18 protein-coding genes and 3 tRNA genes are annotated in these 21966 nt (G+C 54.2%); 20 read left to right on the forward strand and 1 reads right to left on the reverse strand.

Features of this window, described 5'->3' with window-relative positions; all coding sequences use genetic code 11:
- Nucleotides 1–209 precede the first annotated feature (209 nt).
- The 4 genes from sucA (at nucleotide 210) to sucD (ending at nucleotide 6383) form a co-directional block, all read left to right on the forward strand.
- Entirely contained in the window at nucleotides 210–3017 is a 2808-nt protein-coding gene (gene sucA, locus ACQG22_RS06595) for a 2-oxoglutarate dehydrogenase E1 component (protein ID WP_023622290.1), read from the forward strand.
- Between the two features lie 14 nt (nucleotides 3018–3031).
- Nucleotides 3032–4252, forward strand: a complete 1221-nt coding sequence (gene odhB, locus ACQG22_RS06600; protein WP_095439893.1) for a 2-oxoglutarate dehydrogenase complex dihydrolipoyllysine-residue succinyltransferase — start codon at nucleotides 3032–3034, stop codon at nucleotides 4250–4252.
- A gap of 95 nt (nucleotides 4253–4347) precedes the next feature.
- The gene (gene sucC, locus ACQG22_RS06605) at nucleotides 4348–5514 is read left to right on the forward strand and encodes an ADP-forming succinate--CoA ligase subunit beta (protein ID WP_006809579.1); all 1167 of its coding nucleotides are present in this window, start codon (nucleotides 4348–4350) and stop codon (nucleotides 5512–5514) included.
- Nucleotides 5514–6383 (forward strand): succinate--CoA ligase subunit alpha, encoded by an 870-nt coding sequence (gene sucD / locus ACQG22_RS06610; protein ID WP_008501094.1) that lies wholly within the window; start codon nucleotides 5514–5516, stop codon nucleotides 6381–6383. Before sucC ends, sucD begins: the two co-directional genes overlap by 1 nt.
- A gap of 82 nt (nucleotides 6384–6465) precedes the next feature.
- On the opposite strand, the gene ACQG22_RS06615 is transcribed toward sucD, so the two are convergent.
- On the reverse strand, nucleotides 6466–7182 hold the full coding sequence (locus ACQG22_RS06615; RefSeq protein ID WP_013097539.1) for a GntR family transcriptional regulator: 717 nt from the start codon (nucleotides 7180–7182) through the stop codon (nucleotides 6466–6468).
- A 171-nt stretch (nucleotides 7183–7353) separates the two neighbouring features.
- Between ACQG22_RS06615 and mngA the strand changes: the two genes are divergently transcribed.
- From mngA to ACQG22_RS06695, 16 genes are all read left to right on the forward strand, one after another.
- Complete coding sequence (gene mngA, locus ACQG22_RS06620; protein ID WP_148790822.1) at nucleotides 7354–9270, forward strand: PTS 2-O-a-mannosyl-D-glycerate transporter subunit IIABC; 1917 nt, start codon at nucleotides 7354–7356, stop codon at nucleotides 9268–9270.
- A 23-nt stretch (nucleotides 9271–9293) separates the two neighbouring features.
- A complete protein-coding gene (gene mngB, locus ACQG22_RS06625; protein ID WP_350362585.1) occupies nucleotides 9294–11924 on the forward strand; it encodes a mannosylglycerate hydrolase in 2631 nt (876 codons plus the stop codon).
- A 670-nt stretch (nucleotides 11925–12594) separates the two neighbouring features.
- Nucleotides 12595–14163: a cytochrome ubiquinol oxidase subunit I gene (gene cydA, locus ACQG22_RS06630; RefSeq protein ID WP_369706369.1), complete on the forward strand. Its 1569-nt coding sequence runs from the start codon at nucleotides 12595–12597 to the stop codon at nucleotides 14161–14163.
- 15 nt (nucleotides 14164–14178) lie between these two features.
- The gene (gene cydB / locus ACQG22_RS06635; protein ID WP_013097535.1) at nucleotides 14179–15318 is read left to right on the forward strand and encodes a cytochrome d ubiquinol oxidase subunit II; all 1140 of its coding nucleotides are present in this window, start codon (nucleotides 14179–14181) and stop codon (nucleotides 15316–15318) included.
- A 14-nt stretch (nucleotides 15319–15332) separates the two neighbouring features.
- On the forward strand, nucleotides 15333–15446 hold the full coding sequence (gene cydX / locus ACQG22_RS06640; RefSeq protein ID WP_003858598.1) for a cytochrome bd-I oxidase subunit CydX: 114 nt from the start codon (nucleotides 15333–15335) through the stop codon (nucleotides 15444–15446).
- A complete protein-coding gene (ybgE, locus tag ACQG22_RS06645) occupies nucleotides 15446–15736 on the forward strand; it encodes a cyd operon protein YbgE (protein WP_013097534.1) in 291 nt (96 codons plus the stop codon). Before cydX ends, ybgE begins: the two co-directional genes overlap by 1 nt.
- Before the next feature lie 147 nt (nucleotides 15737–15883).
- Nucleotides 15884–16288: a tol-pal system-associated acyl-CoA thioesterase gene (gene ybgC / locus ACQG22_RS06650; RefSeq protein WP_003858593.1), complete on the forward strand. Its 405-nt coding sequence runs from the start codon at nucleotides 15884–15886 to the stop codon at nucleotides 16286–16288.
- Nucleotides 16285–16977, forward strand: a complete 693-nt coding sequence (tolQ, locus tag ACQG22_RS06655) for a Tol-Pal system protein TolQ (protein WP_013097532.1) — start codon at nucleotides 16285–16287, stop codon at nucleotides 16975–16977. Before ybgC ends, tolQ begins: the two co-directional genes overlap by 4 nt.
- A gap of 3 nt (nucleotides 16978–16980) precedes the next feature.
- Nucleotides 16981–17409: a colicin uptake protein TolR gene (gene tolR / locus ACQG22_RS06660; RefSeq protein WP_003858589.1), complete on the forward strand. Its 429-nt coding sequence runs from the start codon at nucleotides 16981–16983 to the stop codon at nucleotides 17407–17409.
- A gap of 28 nt (nucleotides 17410–17437) precedes the next feature.
- Nucleotides 17438–18718 (forward strand): cell envelope integrity protein TolA, encoded by a 1281-nt coding sequence (tolA, locus tag ACQG22_RS06665; RefSeq protein ID WP_102751686.1) that lies wholly within the window; start codon nucleotides 17438–17440, stop codon nucleotides 18716–18718.
- A gap of 133 nt (nucleotides 18719–18851) precedes the next feature.
- The gene (gene tolB / locus ACQG22_RS06670) at nucleotides 18852–20144 is read left to right on the forward strand and encodes a Tol-Pal system beta propeller repeat protein TolB (protein WP_369706446.1); all 1293 of its coding nucleotides are present in this window, start codon (nucleotides 18852–18854) and stop codon (nucleotides 20142–20144) included.
- A 35-nt stretch (nucleotides 20145–20179) separates the two neighbouring features.
- Nucleotides 20180–20701, forward strand: a complete 522-nt coding sequence (pal, locus tag ACQG22_RS06675) for a peptidoglycan-associated lipoprotein Pal (RefSeq protein WP_006177214.1) — start codon at nucleotides 20180–20182, stop codon at nucleotides 20699–20701.
- A 9-nt stretch (nucleotides 20702–20710) separates the two neighbouring features.
- Nucleotides 20711–21505, forward strand: a complete 795-nt coding sequence (cpoB, locus tag ACQG22_RS06680; RefSeq protein ID WP_013097528.1) for a cell division protein CpoB — start codon at nucleotides 20711–20713, stop codon at nucleotides 21503–21505.
- Between the two features lie 161 nt (nucleotides 21506–21666).
- Nucleotides 21667–21742, forward strand: a tRNA-Lys gene (locus ACQG22_RS06685).
- Between the two features lie 27 nt (nucleotides 21743–21769).
- Nucleotides 21770–21845, forward strand: a tRNA-Val gene (locus tag ACQG22_RS06690).
- Nucleotides 21846–21848: 3 nt separating this feature from the next.
- A tRNA-Lys gene (locus ACQG22_RS06695) sits at nucleotides 21849–21924 on the forward strand.
- Nucleotides 21925–21966: the final 42 nt, after the last annotated feature.

Here is a 21966-nt window from a genome sequence, read left to right on the forward strand (position 1 = left end):
CGCTGTTCCCCCTCACCCTAACCCTCTCCCAAAGGGAGAGGGGATAGATTGCAGAAACCTTTAAAAACTGCCCTGAAGTCTAGACAGTTTCTAAAGGTTCCTTCGCGGGCCAAAGTAAAAGAGCTCGCAGGTGAACCCCGGCACGTACACGCGGTGTGCGTGGTAGTTTCTACGGCGAAAGTAAGCATAAAAATGCTTAAGGGATCACGATGCAGAACGGCGCAATGAAAGCCTGGCTGGACTCTTCTTACCTCTCTGGTGCCAACCAGAGCTGGATAGAACAGCTCTATGAAGACTTCTTAACCGATCCTGACTCAGTGGACGCAAACTGGCGTTCCATGTTCCAGCAGTTGCCTGGCACGGGAGTCAAACCGGATCAATTCCATTCCAAAACACGTGATTATTTCCGTCGTCTGGCGAAGGATGCCTCACGTTACTCTTCTGCGATTTCCGACCCTGACACCAACGCGAAGCAGGTTAAAGTCCTGCAGCTTATTAACGCTTATCGCTTCCGCGGTCACCAGCATGCGAATCTCGATCCGCTGGGACTGTGGAAACAAGACCGTGTGGCGGATCTCGATCCGGCGTATCACGATCTGACCGAGGCCGATTTCCAGGAAAGCTTTAACGTAGGTTCTTTTGCCATCGGTAAAGACACGATGAAGCTGGGCGATCTGATCGACGCCCTCAAGCAAACCTACTGCGGCTCCATCGGCGCGGAATACATGCATATCACTTCTACCGAAGAGAAACGCTGGATCCAGCAGCGTATCGAATCCGTAGCGGGCCACGCGACCTTCTCGGCTGACGAGAAAAAACGCTTCCTGAACGAACTGACCGCAGCGGAAGGGCTTGAGCGCTATCTGGGCGCGAAGTTCCCGGGCGCAAAACGCTTCTCGCTGGAAGGCGGCGATGCGTTAGTGCCAATGCTGAAAGAGCTGATTCGTCATGCAGGCAAGAGCGGTACCCGTGAAGTGGTACTGGGCATGGCGCACCGTGGTCGTCTGAACGTGCTGGTCAACGTGCTGGGTAAAAAACCGCAGGACCTGTTCGACGAATTCGCGGGCAAACATAAAGAACATCTCGGCACCGGTGACGTGAAGTACCACATGGGCTTCTCGTCTGATATCGAAACCGAAGGCGGTCTGGTTCACCTGGCGCTGGCGTTTAACCCGTCGCACCTGGAGATCGTCAGCCCGGTAGTTATCGGTTCCGTGCGTGCGCGTCTGGATCGTCTGGACGAGCCAAGCAGCAACAAAGTGCTGCCAATTACCATTCACGGTGATGCGGCGGTCACAGGGCAGGGCGTGGTTCAGGAAACCCTGAACATGTCCAAAGCGCGTGGTTATGAAGTGGGCGGTACCGTTCGTATCGTCATCAACAACCAGGTGGGCTTCACAACGTCTAACCCACTGGATGCGCGTTCAACCCCTTACTGCACCGACATCGGCAAGATGGTACAGGCGCCAATCTTCCACGTTAACGCGGATGACCCGGAAGCGGTCGCCTTCGTGACCCGTCTGGCGCTGGACTTCCGTAACACCTTCAAACGCGATGTGTTCATCGATCTGTTCTGCTACCGCCGTCACGGCCACAACGAAGCCGACGAGCCAAGTGCAACCCAGCCGTTGATGTACCAGAAAATCAAAAAACACCCGACGCCGCGCAAAATCTACGCTGACAAGCTGGAAAGCGAAAAAGTGGCGACGCTGGAAGATGCGACCGAAATGGTCAACCTCTACCGCGACGCGCTGGATGCGGGTGAGTGCGTGGTTAAAGAGCTGCGTCCGATGAACATGCACTCCTTTACCTGGTCGCCGTACCTCAACCACGAGTGGGATGAGAGCTACCCGAACAAGGTCGAGATGAAGCGCCTGCAGGAGCTGGCTAAACGCATCAGCACCGTGCCAGACGCCATCGAGATGCAGTCTCGCGTGGCAAAAATTTATGCTGACCGTCAGTCTATGGCGGCAGGTGAGAAGCTGTTCGACTGGGGCGGTGCAGAAACGCTGGCTTACGCGACGCTGGTTGATGAAGGTATTCCTGTTCGTCTGTCCGGTGAAGATGCGGGCCGTGGCACCTTCTTCCACCGCCACGCGGTAGTTCACAACCAGTCTAACGGTTCAACCTACACCCCGCTGCAGCACGTGCACAACGGTCAGGGCCAGTTCAAGGTCTGGGACTCCGTGCTCTCTGAAGAAGCGGTGCTGGCCTTCGAATACGGTTACGCTACCGCAGAGCCGCGTACGCTGACCATCTGGGAAGCGCAGTTCGGTGACTTCGCCAACGGTGCTCAGGTGGTTATCGACCAGTTCATCTCTTCTGGCGAACAGAAATGGGGCCGTATGTGTGGCCTGGTGATGCTCCTGCCACATGGTTATGAAGGCCAGGGTCCTGAGCACTCCTCCGCGCGCCTGGAACGTTATCTGCAGCTCTGCGCTGAGCAGAACATGCAGGTTTGCGTACCGTCCACCCCGGCTCAGGTTTACCACATGCTGCGTCGTCAGGCGCTGCGCGGTATGCGCCGTCCGCTGGTGGTCATGTCACCAAAATCCCTGCTGCGTCACCCACTGGCGGTGTCCAGCCTGGATGAGCTGGCGAATGGCACCTTCCTGCCTGCCATCGGTGAGATTGATGAACTGGATCCGCAGGCTGTGAAGCGTGTGGTGATGTGTTCTGGTAAGGTTTATTACGACCTGCTGGAACAGCGCCGTAAGAACGATCAGAAAGATGTCGCCATCGTGCGTATCGAACAGCTTTATCCATTCCCGCACCAGGCGGTGCAGGAAGCGCTGAAACCGTACGCTCACGTACATGATTTTGTCTGGTGCCAGGAAGAGCCGCTCAACCAGGGCGCATGGTACTGCAGCCAGCATCATTTCCGTGAAGTGATTCCATTTGGGTCTGCTCTGCGTTATGCAGGTCGCCCGGCCTCCGCCTCTCCGGCGGTAGGGTATATGTCCGTTCACCAGAAGCAGCAACAAGATCTGGTCAATGACGCGCTGAACGTCGATTAATTAAAGGATACATAATGAGTAGCGTAGATATTCTTGTTCCCGACCTGCCTGAATCTGTAGCAGATGCGACCGTCGCTACCTGGCATAAAAAACCAGGCGATGCCGTTAAGCGCGATGAAGTGCTGGTAGAAATCGAAACTGACAAAGTGGTACTGGAAGTACCGGCTTCGGCGGATGGCGTTCTGGACGCGGTGCTGGAAGACGAAGGCACCACCGTAACCTCTCGCCAGATCCTGGGTCGCCTGCGTGAAGGCAACAGCGCGGGCAAAGAGTCCAGCGCGAAGTCTGAAGAGAAAGCCTCTACGCCGGCTCAGCGCCAGCAGGCTTCTCTGGAAGAACAGACCAACGACGCGCTCAGCCCGGCGATCCGTCGCCTGCTGGCTGAACACAGCCTTGACCCGGCAGCCATCAAAGGTACCGGTGTAGGCGGTCGTCTGACCCGTGAAGACATCGACAAACACCTGGCGAAAGCGCCTTCTCAGGCAGAAGCGAAAGCCCCTGTGGCAGCCCCAGCAGCACAGCCTGCTCTGGGTGCGCGCAGTGAAAAACGCGTGCCAATGACTCGCCTGCGTAAGCGTGTGGCAGAGCGTCTGCTGGAAGCGAAAAACTCCACCGCGATGCTGACCACCTTCAACGAAGTGAACATGAAGCCAATCATGGACCTGCGTAAGCAGTACGGTGACGCGTTTGAAAAACGTCACGGTATCCGTCTGGGCTTTATGTCCTTCTACGTGAAAGCGGTTGTTGAAGCACTGAAACGCTACCCGGAAGTGAACGCGTCCATCGATGGTGATGACGTGGTTTACCACAACTATTTCGACGTCAGCATGGCGGTGTCTACGCCACGTGGTCTGGTGACTCCGGTTCTGCGTGATGTGGATACCCTGGGTATGGCCGACATCGAGAAAAATATTAAAGAGCTGGCCGTGAAAGGCCGCGACGGCAAGCTGACCGTAGACGACCTGACCGGCGGTAACTTCACCATTACCAACGGCGGCGTATTTGGCTCGCTGATGTCTACCCCGATCATCAACCCGCCGCAGAGCGCGATCCTGGGTATGCACGCCATTAAAGATCGTCCGATGGCGGTAGACGGTAAAGTGGAGATCCTGCCAATGATGTATCTGGCGCTCTCTTACGATCACCGTCTGATCGACGGCCGCGAGTCCGTGGGCTTCCTGGTAGCGATTAAAGAGCTGCTGGAAGATCCAACGCGTCTGCTGCTGGACGTCTAGTCCCTTTTAGCATCACCTGCCCTGTAGGCCGGATACGCCTTGCACCGGCCTGCAGGTTTGAAGATAACGATTACCCTGAAGGATGGATAGAACACATGAACTTACATGAATATCAGGCCAAACAGCTGTTTGCCCGGTATGGCTTACCGGCTCCGGTGGGTTATGCCTGTACTACCCCGCGTGAAGCAGAAGAAGCCGCATCTAAAATCGGTTCCGGCCCGTGGGTAGTTAAATGTCAGGTTCACGCTGGTGGCCGTGGTAAAGCGGGCGGTGTGAAGGTTGTTAAGAGCAAAGAAGAAATTCGTGCATTTGCTGAACATTGGCTCGGCAAGCGTCTGGTCACTTACCAGACAGATGCGAACGGCCAGCCAGTCAACCAGATCCTGGTTGAAGCGGCAACCGACATCGCGAAAGAGCTGTATCTGGGCGCGGTGGTAGACCGTAGCTCACGCCGCGTGGTGTTCATGGCGTCTACCGAAGGCGGCGTGGAAATCGAAAAAGTGGCAGAAGAGACGCCACACCTGATCCATAAAGTGGCTATCGATCCACTGGCAGGTCCAATGCCTTACCAGGGCCGTGAACTGGCGTTCAAACTGGGTCTGGAAGGCAAGCTGGTTCAGCAGTTCACCAAGATCTTTATGGGTCTGGCGACCATCTTCCTGGAGCGCGATCTGGCGCTGATCGAGATCAACCCGCTGGTGATCACCACTCAGGGCGATCTGATCTGCCTCGATGGCAAACTGGGTGCTGACGGCAATGCCCTGTTCCGCCAGCCAGATCTGCGCGAAATGCGTGACCAGTCTCAGGAAGACCCGCGTGAAGCACAGGCTGCTCAGTGGGAACTGAACTACGTGGCGCTGGATGGCAACATCGGCTGCATGGTTAACGGTGCGGGCCTGGCGATGGGCACCATGGACATCGTTAAGCTGCACGGCGGCGAGCCAGCGAACTTCCTCGACGTAGGCGGTGGCGCAACCAAAGAGCGCGTAACCGAAGCGTTCAAAATCATTCTCTCTGACGACAACGTGAAAGCCGTTCTGGTGAACATCTTCGGCGGTATCGTACGTTGCGACCTGATCGCAGACGGCATCATCGGCGCGGTAGAAGAAGTGGGCGTTAACGTTCCGGTTGTTGTGCGTCTTGAAGGTAACAACGCTGAACTCGGCGCGAAAAAACTGGCTGACAGCGGCCTGAATATTATTGCAGCGAAAAGTCTGACGGATGCAGCTCAGCAGGTTGTTGCCGCAGTGGAGGGGAAATAATGTCAGTTTTAATCAATAAAGATACCAAGGTTATCTGCCAGGGCTTCACCGGTAGCCAGGGGACTTTCCACTCCGAGCAGGCGATTGCCTACGGTACGCAGATGGTTGGCGGTGTAACACCAGGTAAAGGTGGCACCACACACCTGGGCCTGCCGGTGTTCAACACCGTGCGTGAAGCCGTAGAAGCGACGGGCGCAACCGCGACCGTTATCTACGTTCCGGCACCGTTCTGCAAAGACTCCATTCTGGAAGCGATCGACGCAGGCATCAAACTGATCATCACCATCACTGAAGGTATCCCGACGCTGGATATGCTGACCGTGAAAGTGAAGCTGGACGAAGCGGGCGTGCGCATGATCGGCCCGAACTGCCCAGGCGTGATCACCCCAGGCGAATGCAAAATCGGCATCATGCCAGGTCACATTCACAAGCCGGGCAAAGTGGGTATCGTTTCCCGTTCCGGTACGCTGACCTATGAAGCGGTTAAGCAGACCACCGACTACGGCTTCGGCCAGTCCACCTGTGTGGGCATCGGCGGTGACCCAATCCCAGGCTCTAACTTCATCGACATCCTGAAGCTATTCCAGGAAGATCCACAGACCGAAGCGATCGTCATGATCGGTGAGATCGGTGGTAGCGCGGAAGAAGAAGCGGCTGCTTACATCAAAGAACACGTAACCAAGCCAGTAGTCGGTTACATCGCGGGTGTGACGGCGCCGAAAGGTAAGCGTATGGGTCACGCAGGCGCGATTATCGCCGGTGGTAAAGGTACGGCTGATGAGAAATTCGCAGCGCTGGAAGCCGCAGGCGTGAAGACCGTTCGCAGCCTGGCGGATATCGGCGAAGCACTGAAATCCATCATTAAGTAAGTCCTCTCTGCGCCCTGAAAGGGGCGCGTTGAAATAAAAAATGTCCGTTTCGACATGGTTGGCCGCTGTAAAGCGGCCTTTTTTATTGCCTGCGTTTCGCCACGAGGGTGAATTTGTAATCGTCGGTATTGAACACGTTGCGGCTGTATTCGAAAACCCGGCCATCTTTCAGGAAACCGCGGGAGACTTTTTCCAGGATCGGTTTTGCCGGATCGAGCGCCAGCGCGGCAATTGCCTCTTCTGAGGGCATGACCGGCACCAGCTCCTGTTCACTGCGATCGATGACCAGCTTTTTGATCTGTTCAACGTAGTGGTATTTCGACTTTTCCATCACTTCCCAGGTGAGGTCGGGGAACATCGCCAGCGGCATCCAGGTTTCTTCCAGGTTTACCGGCTTCTGCTTGATGAAGCGTACGCGCTTGACGTGCCAGACCTTATCATCCTCGCCAATTGCCAGCGTAGCCGCGAGTCTTGTATCGGCTTTTACCACTTCAAAAATTTTAACGTCGCTGTGCGTATCAACGTTGCGATCCGCCAGTTTTTCGTAAAAGCCGGTGAGCTGGTAAATGTCGTAATTGACCCGCTCCTCTTTTACATATGAACCACTGCCCTGGATGCTTTCGATGATCTGTTCGTCGGCAAGCAGTTTCAGGGCCTGCCGGACGGTGACGCGGCTGACGCTAAACGCCTCCTGAAGGCTGGATTCCGTTGGTAGCGCGTCACCCGGTTTTAATTCTCCGGCGTTAATTTTTTCGCGGAAGACATCCGCTATCTGCCGGTATCGCGGTTTATTGCCCATTTTATTGCGCCTGATTAATACCTTTTCTGAGAATTATGCATTCAACTAATGATTTGTAAATAATACAAATTAAATACAAATGTTGATGTTAGTGAAAATGATCACATAAATGTATTATCCGCTCTGCCACAATCCTCCGCAGACTATAACGATGCAACTGTGAGGATCTCTATGAACCTGACGACCCTGACCGATCCGCGTGCTGTCTGCGTTCAGGCGCAGTTTACCCGCCGTGATGAGGCAATACGTCAGCTCGCGATGCGGCTGGAGGCGCTGGGCAAAATCACTGACGCCGAGGCTTTTCTGGTGGACGTTTTTCAACGGGAATCGCTTGGCCCAACCGCGCTGGGTGAGGGGCTGGCTGTCCCCCATGGCAAATCGGCCACGGTAAAAGAGGCGGCATTTGCCGTCGCAACGCTGTGCGAGCCGCTGGAATGGGAAGGGGTGGACGGGCCGGAAGAGGTCACGCTCATTTTCCTGCTCGCGATCCCTCCGGCGGAAGCCGGATCAACGCATATTGAGGTGTTAACGGCGCTCACGTCTCGCCTGGCGGATGACGATCTCAGGGCCCGCGTAATGGCGGCGACCACGGCAGAAGGTGTGCTGACCGCGCTGGACGCCGCACCCGGGGAGCAGGCCGACGCCATCCAGGAGAGTGCCCCGACTATTGTCTGCGTTACCGCCTGCCCGGCCGGGATTGCCCACACCTATATGGCGGCGGAGTACCTGGAAAAAGCGGGACGCAGGATGGGCGTCAACGTGGTGGTGGAAAAGCAGGGGGCGAACGGCATTGAGGGACGCCTCACGTCGCAGCAACTGCAGGAGGCCAGAGCATGTATCTTTGCCGCAGAAGTGGCGATCAAAGAGAGTGAACGCTTTGCGGGGATCCCCACCGTTTCCGTACCCGTTGCGGAGCCACTACGCCATGCTGAAGCGTTAATAGAACGTGCGCTGGCGTTAAAGCCTGCCGACGCTGCGCGTCATGCGACCGTCGATACCGAAACTAAAAAGAGTGTCAAAACCGAGCTCAAACAGGCGCTCCTGAGCGGCATCTCCTTTGCGGTGCCGTTGATTGTTGCTGGCGGTACAGTGCTGGCCGTGTCGGTATTGCTGGCGCAAACCCTGGAGCTGCAGCACTTGTTCGATCAGGAAAATTCGTGGCTGTGGATGTACCGCAAGCTTGGCGGCGGCATGCTTGGCATGCTGATGGTTCCCGTTCTGGCGGCGTATACCGCTTATTCACTGGCGGATAAACCGGCGCTGACGCCGGGTTTCGCTGCCGGTCTGGCTGCCAATATGATTGGTTCCGGTTTTCTGGGGGCCATCGCAGGCGGGCTGATTGCGGGCTACCTGATGCGCTGGGTGAAAAATCACATTCGCCTCAGTAGCCGCTTCAACGGCTTCTTAACCTTTTATCTTTATCCGGTTATTGGCGTGCTGGGCGCAGGCAGCCTGATGCTGTTTGTGATCGGCGAACCGGTGGCCTGGATAAACAACGCGCTCACCGCCTGGCTCAATGGTCTTTCTGGCGCGAATGCGCTGCTCCTGGGCGCGATCCTTGGCTTTATGTGTTCGTTCGATTTGGGCGGGCCGGTTAACAAAGCCTCCTACGCGTTCTGCCTCGGGGCGATGGCCAACGGGGTGTATGGCCCCTATGCGATTTTCGCCTCCGTCAAGATGGTCTCGGCCTTTACCGTGACGGCGTCAACGATGCTGGCGCCGAGATTGTTTAAACCGTTTGAAATTGAAACCGGCAAATCAACGTGGCTGCTTGGCCTCGCGGGCATTACCGAAGGGGCGATACCGATGGCGATTGAAGATCCCCTCCGCGTCATTGGCTCATTTGTGCTGGGCTCCATGGTGACAGGGGCGATTGTTGGCGCGATGGGGATCGGCCTGTCCACGCCGGGCGCAGGCATTTTCTCGCTCTTTTTACTTCATGATGCAGGGCTGAGCGGTGTGGTTGCAGCGGCAGGCTGGTTTGGTGCGGCGCTGGTGGGGACCGCTATCTCCACATTTATTCTGCTGCTCTGGCGACGTCAGGCGGTCAAAACGGGCAAATACATCACTGAAGACGCCATACCGTAAAACGCACAACACAGGAAACGAAGATGAAAGCTGTATCTCGCGTTCATATCACGCCGCATATGCACTGGGACCGTGAGTGGTACTTCACCACCGAAGAGTCGCGTATTCTTCTGGTCAATAATATGGAAGAGATCCTGACCCGTCTGGAGCAGGACGAGGCCTATAAATATTACGTTCTCGACGGACAGACGGCAGTGCTGGAGGATTACTTTGCCGTCAAGCCCGAAAACCGCTCGCGGGTGAAGGCACTTGTCGAGCGCGGAAAACTGATTATCGGCCCGTGGTATACCCAGACCGATACCACGATCGTCAGCGGCGAGTCGATTGTCCGCAACCTGATGTACGGTATTCGCGACTGTATGGCGTTCGGCGAGCCGATGATGATCGGTTATCTGCCGGATTCGTTTGGGATGTCAGGCCAGCTTCCGCATATTTATAACGGCTTTGGCATTACCCGCACGATGTTCTGGCGCGGCTGTTCTGAACGACACGGTACCGATAAAACCGAATTTCTCTGGCAGAGCCAGGACGGCAGTGAAGTGACGGCACAGGTGCTGCCGTTGGGCTATGCGATTGGTAAGTACTTACCTGAGGATGAGGCCGGGCTACGAAAACGGCTCGACAGTTATTTCGAGGTCCTGGAAAACGCCTCTGTCACCAAAGAGATTTTGCTGCCCAACGGCCACGACCAGATGCCGTTGCAGCAGAACCTTTTTGCGGTGATGGAGAAGCTTCGTGAAATCTATCCGCAACGTCAGTTTGTGATGAGCCGCTTCGAGGAGGTGTTTGACCATATTGAGGCGCGGCGCGATGAACTGGCGACGCTGAAAGGGGAGTTTATCGACGGGAAATACATGCGTGTGCACCGGACAATCGGCTCCACGCGAATGGACATTAAAATCGCCCATGCGCGTATCGAGAATAAAATCGTCAACGTGCTTGAGCCGCTGGCGACGCTTGCCTGGACTCTCGGTTTCGACTATCACCACGGTCTGCTGGAGAAAATGTGGAAAGAGATCCTCAAGAATCACGCCCATGACAGCATCGGTTGCTGCTGCAGCGACAAGGTGCATCGCGAGATTGTTTCCCGCTTTGAGCTGGCGGAGGACATGGCAGACAACCTGGTGCGCTTCTATATGCGCAAGATTGTCGACAACATGCCGCAATCCGACGCCGATAAGCTGGTGATGTTCAACCTGATGCCCTGGCCGCGTGAAGAGGTGATGAACACCACGATTCGGCTGCGCGCCAGCCAGTTTCGTCTGCGTGATGAGAAAGGCAACGAGATCCCGTATTTCATTCGCAGCGCGCGCGAGCTCGACCCTGGTCTCATTGACCGGCAGATTGTCCATTACGGTAACTACGAACCGTTTATGGAGTTTGATATCCAGCTCAGCCAGATCCTGCCGTCGATGGGCTACCGTACGCTGTTTATAGAACCGCACGTAGCCGGAAAGGTGCTCTCTCCGGCGCAAAACACCGGTGCCTTACTGGAAAACGCTTTCTGGCAGATTGATATAAACGACGACGGTACGCTGCGTCTGCGCGACAAAGAAACCGGCCTGATTTACGACCGGGTACTGGAGATTGAAGAGAGTTCGGATGATGGCGATGAGTACGACTACTCGCCTTCACGGGAAGAGTGGAGACTCACTTCAGCACAGGGCGAGCATCAGGTTGACGTCATACACGAAGCCTGGCAGAGCAGGGCGGTGATCCGCCACCGTATTGCTGTACCGGCAAACCTTTCTGAACGCGCTGCACGTCAGCGAAAGGGTTCTCTTGATGTGGCATTTGACATTACGCTCAGCCACAACAGCAGACGTATTGATGTGGCGGTGCGTCTGGATAACCAGGCGGATGACCACCGCGTTCGGGTGCTGATCCCCACACCGTTTACGACTCAGCACGTGCTCGCGGATACGCAGTTTGGCACCATGACTCGCCCCGTGCAGGACGCTGCGATGCAACGCTGGCAGGAAGAGGGCTGGAAAGAAGCGCCCGTTCCTGTCTGGAATTTGCTCAACTATGCCGTGCTGCAGGAAAAGCGAAACGGGCTTGCGCTGTTTACAGAAGGATTACGTGAATTTGAAGTGGTGGGCGATACCAAAAAAGCCTTTGCGCTGACTCTGCTGCGCGGCGTGGGGTTACTCGGAAAAGAAGATTTGCTGTTGCGCCCTGGCAGACCTTCGGGGATCAAGATGCCCGTCCCGGATTCCCAGATGCGTGGTCCGTTAACCTGCCGTTTTAGCCTGTTCAGTTTCAGTGGCACCCCTGAAAGCACGGGCGTCGCGCAGCAGGCTAAGGCGTGGTTAACGCCGGTGCAGTGCTATAACAAGATCCCCTGGGATGCGATGAAATTAAACCGTGCGTCGTTCACCATGCCGGAAAGTTACAGTCTGCTGGCGCTTTCCCCGACGGGATGCGTGCTCAGCGCGCTCAAAAAAGCGGAAGATCGGGATGAACTTATTCTTCGCCTGTTCAACCCTTCGGAGTCCAGCGTCTGCGAGACGACGTTATCCGTTAACCCGGCGTTGAAACGGTGCGGCGAAACGGACCTGAATGAACGGTTACTGGATGATCGTGAAGAGCAGGGGATTACCGGCACGTTCAGACCGGGGCAGTCACGAACCTTTAGCATTCTTCTTGCCTGAAAAACGAAAAAAGGCTGCCAAGTGCAGCCTTTTTTCATTAAATAGTCACGCTACGGTGTTAACTTATAGAGCGCGAAAAGTAAATTAAATGTAATTTCGAAGGGTTGCAGTCAAACTCTGGAAAAATAACCTGGCCCGACTACGCTTTAAGGATTGCCCCGCGTCTAAAAGGTGTTTTTCTTTTGCGTTAATTAAAATCACTTCTGTTTATATTTTTTCCCTTCTTCGATAACCAATCACAGCTTTGTATGCACATATCGTTAACATGGTTTTTACCATTCTTACCGCGTTTAAACATAGTTAACATCGGTCGTTGTTTTTGATTTAAATCAAAGTTTAATCCTTGGAAAAAGGTGCTTAAAAGCGCTAAATTGTCCCCGATCAAAATGGTCGAAAAGTGGTAATTTTGCTATAAATTGATCGCCGTCGAAAAACGTAAATATGATTCAATAAAAACCTGTTTATTGTAAGGGTTTTGCAGCGTATTATATTTGCGGGACCAATTTGAGTTTTTTATTAACGTATTTGTAACCTTTCATCACTGCTTTTTCATTCTGTAGAGAATAGGCAACGAAGAAGGGGAGCAGATAACTTTGTATTGGGGCATGCGTGTGGATCCTTTTCCTGGGGTTCACTCTCGGAGTCTTCATGCGATGAGCAAGGAGTCATAATGTTAGACGTAGTCGAACTGTCGCGCTTACAGTTTGCCTTGACCGCGATGTACCACTTCCTGTTTGTGCCGCTGACGCTCGGTATGGCGTTCCTGCTGGCCATCATGGAAACGGTATACGTTCTGTCCGGCAAACAGATTTATAAAGATATGACCAAGTTCTGGGGCAAGTTGTTTGGTATCAACTTCGCACTGGGCGTGGCTACCGGTTTGACCATGGAGTTCCAGTTCGGGACTAACTGGTCATATTATTCCCACTATGTAGGGGATATCTTCGGTGCGCCGCTGGCCATTGAAGGTCTGATGGCCTTCTTCCTCGAATCCACCTTTGTAGGTCTGTTCTTCTTCGGCTGGGACCGTCTGGGCAAAGTCCAGCATATGGCGGTGACCTGGCTGGTGGCATTAGGGTCTAACCTGTCCGCGCTGTGGATCCTGGTGGCAAACGGCTGGATGCAGAACCCGATTGCGTCTGATTTCAACTTCGAAACCATGCGTATGGAGATGGTCAGCTTTGCCGAGCTGGTCCTGAACCCGGTTGCTCAGGTTAAATTCGTCCACACCGTGGCCTCTGGCTATGTGTGCGGCGCGATGTTCATTCTGGGCATCAGCTCCTACTATATGCTGCGTGGTCGTGACTTCGCCTTCGCTAAACGTTCCTTTGCTATCGCTGCAAGCTTCGGTATGGCTGCCATCCTCTCCGTTATCGTGCTGGGTGATGAATCCGGTTATGAAATGGGTGACGTACAGAAAACCAAGCTCGCCGCAATCGAAGCTGAATGGGAAACCCAACCGGCCCCGGCTGCCTTTACCCTGTTCGGTATTCCGGACCAGGACGCCCAGGAAAACCGCTTCGCCATTCAAATTCCTTATGCGCTGGGTATCATCGCCACCCGTTCTGTTGACAAACAGGTGACGGGGCTGAAAGAGCTAATGGAGCAGCACGAAGGCCGTATCCGTAACGGTATGAAAGCCTACGCTCTGCTGGAACAGCTGCGTGCCGGTTCTATCGACCAGGCCGTTCGTGACCAATTCAACGACGTGAAGAAAGATCTGGGCTACGGTCTGCTGCTGAAACGCTATACCCCGAACGTCTCCGACGCGACGGAAGCGCAGATCCAGATGGCAACCAAAGACTCTATTCCACGCGTAGCGCCACTCTACTTTGCATTCCGCATCATGGTAGGCTGCGGCATCATCATGCTGCTGATCATTGCGGCGTCCTTCTGGTCTGTGATTCGTAACCGCATCGGCGAGAAAAAATGGCTGCTGCGTACGGCGCTGTATGCTATCCCGCTGCCGTGGATCGCAATTGAGTCCGGCTGGTTTGTTGCGGAGTATGGACGTCAGCCATGGGCGATTGGTGAGGTGCTGCCAACGGCGGTGGCCAACTCCTCGCTGACAGCAGGCGATCTGATCTTCTCAATGCTGCTGATCTGTGGTCTCTACACCCTGTTCCTGGTAGCTGAACTGTTCCTGATGTTCAAGTTCGCGCGCCTTGGCCCAAGCAGCCTGAAAACCGGTCGCTATCACTACGAGCAGTCCGGTGTGACTACTCAGCCGGCACGCTAAGACAGGAGTCATCAAATGATCGATTATGAAGTATTGCGTTTTATCTGGTGGCTGTTGATCGGTGTTCTGCTGATCGGTTTTGCTGTCACGGATGGTTTCGACATGGGGGTGGGGATGCTCACCCGTTTCCTCGGTCGTAATGACACCGAGCGTCGAATCATGATCAACTCCATCGCCCCGCACTGGGACGGTAACCAGGTGTGGCTGATCACCGCAGGCGGCGCGCTGTTTGCTGCCTGGCCGATGGTTTACGCGGCTGCGTTCTCCGGTTTCTACGTGGCGATGATTCTGGTTCTGGCGTCTTTATTCTTCCGTCCGGTCGGTTTCGACTACCGTTCCAAGATTGAAGACACCCGCTGGCGTAACATGTGGGACTGGGGCATCTTCATTGGTAGCTTCGTTCCACCGCTGGTGATTGGTGTGGCATTCGGTAACCTGCTGCAGGGTGTACCGTTCCACATGGACGAGTACATGCGTCTTTACTACACCGGTAACTTCTTCCAGCTGCTGAATCCGTTTGGTCTGCTGGCAGGCGTAGTCAGTGTGGCGATGATCATCACCCAGGGCGCAACCTATCTGCAGATGCGTACTGTTGGTGAGCTGCATCTGCGTTCTCGTGCAACGGCTCAGGTTGCTGCCCTGATCACACTGGTCTGCTTCGCGCTGGCAGGTGTTTGGGTGGTCTACGGTATTGATGGTTACGTGGTGACGTCTGCCATTAACCACGTCGCGCCGTCTAACCCGCTGACCAAAGAAGTGGCGCGTGAGGCCGGTGCATGGCTGGTGAACTTCAACGCGATGCCTGTGCTGTGGGCTATTCCGGCGTTGGGTGTGTTGCTGCCGCTGCTGACGGTTCTGACGTCTCGTCTGGAAAAAGGCGCTCTGGCGTTCGTGTTCTCATCACTGACGCTGGCGTGCATCATCCTGACTGCAGGTATCGCTATGTTCCCATTCGTGATGCCATCCAGCACCATGCTGAATGCTAGCCTGACCATGTGGGATGCAACCTCCAGCCATATGACGCTGAACTTAATGACTTATGTTGCTTGCGTGTTCGTTCCGATTGTTCTGGCCTACACCATCTGGTGTTACTGGAAAATGTTCGGTCGTATCACTAAAGAACATATCGAAAGCAACACCCACTCTATGTACTAAGTAAGGAGCTGAATATGTGGTATTTCGCATGGATTTTAGGGACGCTTCTTGCCTGTGCTTTTGGTGTCATCACTGCCCTGGCGCTTGAGCACGTTGAAGCGACCAAAGCGGGTGAAGAAAAACACTAATGAAGATTATCGCAACGTTATATGCGGTAATGGATAAGCGCCCGTTACGGGCGCTTTCTTTAGTGATGGCATTACTGCTGGCAGGGTGTATCTTCTGGGACCCTTCGCGTTTTGCAGCGAAGACCAGCGAGCTTGAGATCTGGCACGGCTTTCTCATTATGTGGGCGGTGTGCGCAGGTGTGATCCACGGCGTAGGCTTTCGTCCGAAAGCGATTCACTGGCAGGGCATTTTCTGCCCGCTTATTGCCGATATCGTGCTGCTTGCTGGATTGATTTTCTTCTTCTTCTGAATAAGAAATGTCCGTTAACCATATGGGCTTACCCGAGCCCATAAAAATTTACTCTCCGTTTACTTTCTCCCATTCCAAACCATCATTCCCGCGCGTATAGTAGCGAAGTTTAAAGCATAAACTTTTGTTGCATTACCGGGATGTAAAGTGAATACAACGCTGTTTCGATGGCCGGTTCGTGTCTATTACGAAGATACCGATGCCGGTGGTGTGGTTTACCACGCCAGCTACGTTGCTTTTTATGAACGGGCACGCACAGAGATGCTGCGCCATCATCACTTTAGTCAACAGGTACTGTTGGCTGAGCGAGTTGCCTTTGTGGTACGCAAGATGACGCTTGAGTATTTTGCGCCTGCCAGACTCGACGATATGCTCGAAGTCCAAACTGAAATTACATCAATGCGCGGAACCTCGCTGGTTTTCACGCAGCGGATAGTCAATGCAGAGAACACCGTACTGAACTCAGCTGAAGTACTGATTGTCTGTGTTGATCCAACCATAATGAAGCCTCGTGCGCTTCCTAAGTCTATTGTCGCGGAGTTTAAGCAGTGACTGACATGAATATCCTTGATTTGTTCCTGAAGGCAAGCCTTCTGGTTAAACTTATCATGCTGATTTTGATTGGTTTTTCAATCGCATCCTGGGCCATCATCATCCAGAGAACGCGTATTCTCAATGCGGCTGGCCGTGAAGCGGAAGCGTTTGAAGACAAGTTCTGGTCGGGTATCGAACTGTCCCGTCTGTATCAGGAAAGTCAGGGTCGTCGCGACAGTCTCGCTGGCTCCGAACAAATTTTCTACAGCGGATTCAAAGAGTTTGCCCGTCTGCATCGCGCGAACAGCCATGCACCTGAAGCGGTGGTGGAAGGGGCCTCGCGTGCGATGCGTATCTCCATGAACCGCGAGCTGGAAAATCTTGAAACGCACATTCCCTTCCTGGGAACGGTGGGTTCCATCAGCCCGTATATCGGCCTGTTTGGTACGGTGTGGGGGATCATGCACGCCTTTATCGCGCTGGGCGCAGTGAAGCAGGCGACGTTGCAGATGGTTGCACCGGGTATTGCAGAAGCACTGATTGCAACCGCTATCGGTCTGTTTGCGGCAATCCCGGCGGTTATGGCTTACAACCGTCTGAACCAGCGCGTGAATAAACTGGAACTGAACTACGACAACTTCATGGAAGAGTTCACCGCGATTCTGCACCGTCAGGCGTTTACCAGCACCGAGAGCAACAAGGGGTAAACCATGGCCAGATCGCGTGGACGAGGTCGTCGCGAGCTCAAGTCCGAAATCAATATCGTTCCGCTGCTGGACGTACTGCTGGTGTTGCTGCTGATCTTTATGGCGACAGCGCCCATCATTACCCAGAGCGTGGAAGTTGATCTGCCGGATGCGACAGAATCACAGGCGGTAAGCACCAATGACGATCCTCCGGTCATCATTGAGGTTTCCGGCGTAGGGCAATACAGCGTCGTGGTAGAGAAAGATCGTATGGATCAGCTACCGCCGGAGCAGGTGATTGCTGAAGCGCAACGACGCCTGGAGTCAAATCCGAAAACGGTCTTCTTAATCGGTGGTGCGAAAGACGTGCCTTACGATGAAATTATTAAAGCGCTGAACTTGCTACATAGTGCGGGTGTTAAGTCTGTCGGCTTAATGACTCAGCCTATTTGATCATCCGCGTAGTTTTTGGGAACCGATAGTGTCAAAAGCAACCGAACAGAACGACAAGCTTAAGCGAGCGATAATCGTCTCCGCAGTGCTGCATGTGATCCTTTTTGCAGGGCTGATCTGGAGTTCGTTCGACGAGCATATTGATGCATCAGGCGGCGGTGGCGGTTCTTCTATCGACGCCGTCATGGTGGATCCCGGTGCGGTCGTGCAGAACTATAACCGTCAGCAACAGCAGCAGGCGAGTGCAAAACGGGCTGAAGAGCAGCGAGAAAAACAGGCGCAACAGCAAGCGGAGGAACTGCGTGAAAAGCAGGCCGCCGAGCAGGAACGTCTGAAGCAGCTTGAGAAAGAACGTTTGCAGGCGCAGGAAGCCGCGAAAGAGCAGGCAGAACAGCAGAAGCAAGCCGAAGAGGCCGCGAAGAAAGCCCAGGAACAGCAAAAGCAGGCGGAAGAGGCGGCAGCGAAAGCCGCAGCGGATGCCAAAGCACAGGCTGATGCCCAGGCGAAATTAGCGGCAGAAGCGGCGAAGAAAGCCGCTGCCGACGCCCAGAAGAAAGCGGAAGCGGAAGCCGCGAAGAAAGCCGCCGCTGATGCTCAGAAGAAAGCGGAAGCAGAAGCCGCGAAAAAAGCCGCCGCTGATGCTCAGAAGAAAGCGGAAGCAGAAGCCGCGAAAAAAGCGGCTCAGGAAGCCGAGAAGAAAGCAGCTGCCGAGGCTGCTAAGAAAGCCGCTGCTGCCGAGAAAGCTGCCGCAGAAAAAGCCGCCGCTGCTGAAAAAGCGGCTGCGGAGAAGAAAGCTGCCGCCGAGAAAGCGGCTGCCGACAAAAAAGCTGCAGCTGAGAAGGCTGCTGCCGATAAAAAAGCGGCTGCTGAAAAAGCTGCAGCGAAAAAGGCTGCTGCAGAGAAAGCCGCTGCCGCTGCGGGCGTTGACGATCTGCTGGGCGATCTCAGTTCCGGTAAGAATGCGCCGAAAACAGGCGGTGGGGCGAAAGGAAACAACGCAGCACCGACAGGAAGTGGTAACACTAAGAGTAACGGTGCGACAGGGGCTGAAATCAATGGCTATGCTGCGCAGATTAAATCCGCTATCGAAAGCCGATTCTATGATGCGTCTTCCTATACCGGTAAAACGTGTACGCTGCGTATAAAACTGGCGCCGGACGGCATGCTTCTTGATATTAAGTCTGAAGGTGGGGATCCCGCTTTGTGTACTGCAGCTCAGGCTGCAGCACGTCAGGCGAAGATGCCTAAACCACCGTCTCAGGCAGTCTACGAAGTCTTTAAAAATGCACCGCTGGACTTCAAACCTTAAGTTACATTTTCCCCGTGCAAACGGGGAAAAATAGACCAGGTTTAGTCACAGGGTTTAGTAGTTTTGTCTATTTGGGTTTGTTAACATTCTGCTAAATTATCGTGGGTAAGGTTACCCAGATAAGGGAGATATGATGAAGCAGGCATTACGTGTAGCATTTAGTTTCTTAATGCTGTGGGCAGCTGTACTGCACGCAGAAGTACGTATCGAGATCACCCAGGGGGTGGACTCGGCACGCCCAATCGGTGTAGTTTCATTCCAGTGGGCTGGCCCTGGTGCGGCGCCTGAAGATGCCGGCGGCATCGTGGCAGCTGACCTGCGTAACAGCGGTAAATTCAACCCGTTAGATCGTTCTCGTCTGCCTCAGCAGCCGGGTAGCGCGCAGGAAGTTCAGCCTGCCGCGTGGTCTGCACTGGGCATTGATGCCGTGGTTGTGGGTCAGGTTACCCCTAACCCGGACGGCTCTTACAACGTGGCCTGGCAGCTAGTGGATACCGGTGGTGCACCGGGTACCGTTCTGGCTCAGAACTCTTACAAGGTCACTAAACAGTACCTGCGCTATGCGGCTCACGCTGCCAGCGATGCGGTATTCGAAAAACTGACCGGTATTAAAGGTGCGTTCCGTACCCGTATCGCCTATGTGGTACAGACCAACGGCGGCCAGTTCCCGTATGAGCTGCGCGTCTCTGACTACGACGGTTACAACCAGTTCCTGGTGAAACGCTCTTCTCAGCCACTGATGTCTCCAGCCTGGTCTCCGGACGGATCTAAACTGGCCTACGTGACCTTCGAAAGCGGTCGTTCTGCGCTGGTTATCCAGACGCTGGCTAACGGTGCTGTTCGTCAGGTGGCGTCGTTCCCACGTCACAACGGTGCGCCTTCGTTCTCGCCGGACGGCTCTAAGCTGGCCTTTGCGCTGTCCAAAACCGGTAGCCTGAACCTGTACGTGATGGACATTGGTTCTGGTCAGATCCGTCAGGTGACGGATGGTCGCAGCAACAACACGGAACCATCATGGTTCCCGGACAGCCAGAACCTGGCGTTTACCTCTGACCAGGCAGGCCGTCCACAAATCTATAAAGTGAACATCAACGGCGGGGCTCCGCAGCGTATCACCTGGGAAGGCTCTCAGAACCAGAACGCAGATGTGAGCAGCGATGGTAAATTTATGGTAATGGTCAGCTCCAACGGTGGGCAGCAGCACATTGCCAAACAAGATCTGGTAGCGGGTGGCGTCCAAGTTCTGTCGTCAACGTTCCTGGATGAAACGCCAAGTCTGGCACCTAACGGCACTATGGTAATCTACAGCTCTTCTCAGGGGATGGGATCTGTGCTGAATCTGGTTTCTACAGATGGGCGTTTCAAAGCGCGTATTCCGGCAACTGATGGACAGGTAAAATCCCCTGCCTGGTCGCCGTATCTGTAAATAATAATTAATTGATTACTAAAGGAATCATAGAAATGCAACTGAACAAAGTGCTGAAGGGGCTGATGATCGCTCTGCCTGTAATGGCAATCGCAGCGTGTTCTTCTAACAAGAACGCCAGCAATGACCAGAGCGGCGAAGGCATGATGGGTGCCGGCACCGGTATGGACGCGAACGGCAATGGCAACATGTCCTCTGAAGAGCAAGCGCGTCTTCAGATGCAGCAGCTGCAGCAGAACAACATCGTTTACTTCGATCTGGATAAATACGACATCCGTTCTGACTTCGCTGCGATGCTGGATGCTCACGCTAACTTCCTGCGTAGCAACCCGTCTTACAAAGTCACCGTAGAAGGTCACGCGGACGAACGTGGTACACCAGAGTACAACATCTCCCTGGGTGAACGTCGTGCTAACGCTGTTAAAATGTACCTGCAGGGTAAAGGCGTTTCTGCTGACCAGATCTCCATCGTTTCTTACGGTAAAGAAAAACCTGCAGTACTGGGTCATGACGAAGCGGCGTACGCCAAAAACCGTCGTGCCGTACTGGTTTACTAAGAGAATTGCATGAGCAGTAACTTCAGACATCATCTGTTGAGTCTGTCGTTACTGGTTGGAATAGCGGCCCCCTGGGCCGCTTTTGCTCAGGCACCAATCAGTAGTGTCGGCTCAGGCTCGGTGGAAGACCGGGTCACTCAACTCGAGCGTATCTCTAACGCTCACAGTCAGCTTTTAACCCAACTCCAGCAACAACTTTCCGATAACCAAACTGATATCGACTCCCTCCGTGGTCAGATTCAGGAGAGCCAGTATCAGCTTAACCAGGTTGTGGAACGTCAAAAGCAGATCTTGCTGCAGATTGATAGCCTGAGCAGCGGGGGGGCAGCAGCGCAACCAGCAGCGGGCGATCAAAGCGGAGCGGCCACAGACGCGCCAGCGCCTTCAGCCGATGCCTCTGCTGCGACAGGGGCGCCTGTGCAGAGCGGTGACGCGAACACGGATTACAACGCGGCCATTGCACTGGTACAGGATAAATCGCGCCAGGATGATGCTATCGTTGCGTTTCAGAACTTCGTTAAGAAGTACCCGGATTCCACTTACCAGCCAAACGCAAATTACTGGCTGGGTCAGTTGAATTACAACAAGGGTAAAAAGGACGATGCGGCGTTTTATTTCGCTTCTGTGGTGAAAAATTACCCGAAATCGCCAAAAGCGCCTGATGCGATGTTTAAGGTCGGCGTGATCATGCAGGACAAAGGTGACACTGCGAAAGCCAAAGCGGTTTATCAGCAGGTGGTTGCAAAATTCCCGGGCACGGAAGGGGCCAAACAGGCGCAAAAACGTCTGAGTTCGATGGGATGATTATCGCATGACCAGAAATCGCGTTATTTCTGGTCGTGCAGCATGATTACTAAGCAGTTAAGTGATCTTCATCGAAATTTTTGTTGCGCAGAATTCTTAAATCAGTAATATATGCCGCCGTTGCCACGGGATATCAAACAACGTGAAAGCAGCGTAAAAGTGGGTCGTTAGCTCAGTTGGTAGAGCAGTTGACTTTTAATCAATTGGTCGCAGGTTCGAATCCTGCACGACCCACCACTTAAAGCAGTTCCGGCAGTACAGAGTGGGTGATTAGCTCAGTTGGTAGAGCATCTCCTTTACACGGAGGGGGTCGGCGGTTCGAGCCCGTCATCACCCACCACTCGGGTCGTTAGCTCAGTTGGTAGAGCAGTTGACTTTTAATCAATTGGTCGCAGGTTCGAATCCTGCACGACCCACCACTTCAAATGTGGAACCGAGTAAAATCTTCGAAGTCAGCACCC

The organism is Enterobacter cloacae complex sp. 309I3, assembly GCF_050031595.1.
GTDB classification, from domain to species: domain Bacteria; phylum Pseudomonadota; class Gammaproteobacteria; order Enterobacterales; family Enterobacteriaceae; genus Enterobacter; species Enterobacter cloacae.

Coding starts and splice junctions, on each gene's coding strand:
- sucA (WP_023622290.1), top strand. CDS start 210: ATGCAGAACGGCGCAATGAAAGCCTGGCTGGACTCTTCTTACCTCTCT.
- odhB (WP_095439893.1), top strand. CDS start 3,032: ATGAGTAGCGTAGATATTCTTGTTCCCGACCTGCCTGAATCTGTAGCA.
- sucC (WP_006809579.1), top strand. CDS start 4,348: ATGAACTTACATGAATATCAGGCCAAACAGCTGTTTGCCCGGTATGGC.
- sucD (WP_008501094.1), top strand. CDS start 5,514: ATGTCAGTTTTAATCAATAAAGATACCAAGGTTATCTGCCAGGGCTTC.
- ACQG22_RS06615 (WP_013097539.1), bottom strand. CDS start 7,182: ATGGGCAATAAACCGCGATACCGGCAGATAGCGGATGTCTTCCGCGAA.
- mngA (WP_148790822.1), top strand. CDS start 7,354: ATGAACCTGACGACCCTGACCGATCCGCGTGCTGTCTGCGTTCAGGCG.
- mngB (WP_350362585.1), top strand. CDS start 9,294: ATGAAAGCTGTATCTCGCGTTCATATCACGCCGCATATGCACTGGGAC.
- cydA (WP_369706369.1), top strand. CDS start 12,595: ATGTTAGACGTAGTCGAACTGTCGCGCTTACAGTTTGCCTTGACCGCG.
- cydB (WP_013097535.1), top strand. CDS start 14,179: ATGATCGATTATGAAGTATTGCGTTTTATCTGGTGGCTGTTGATCGGT.
- cydX (WP_003858598.1), top strand. CDS start 15,333: ATGTGGTATTTCGCATGGATTTTAGGGACGCTTCTTGCCTGTGCTTTT.
- ybgE (WP_013097534.1), top strand. CDS start 15,446: ATGAAGATTATCGCAACGTTATATGCGGTAATGGATAAGCGCCCGTTA.
- tolR (WP_003858589.1), top strand. CDS start 16,981: ATGGCCAGATCGCGTGGACGAGGTCGTCGCGAGCTCAAGTCCGAAATC.
- tolB (WP_369706446.1), top strand. CDS start 18,852: ATGAAGCAGGCATTACGTGTAGCATTTAGTTTCTTAATGCTGTGGGCA.
- pal (WP_006177214.1), top strand. CDS start 20,180: ATGCAACTGAACAAAGTGCTGAAGGGGCTGATGATCGCTCTGCCTGTA.
- cpoB (WP_013097528.1), top strand. CDS start 20,711: ATGAGCAGTAACTTCAGACATCATCTGTTGAGTCTGTCGTTACTGGTT.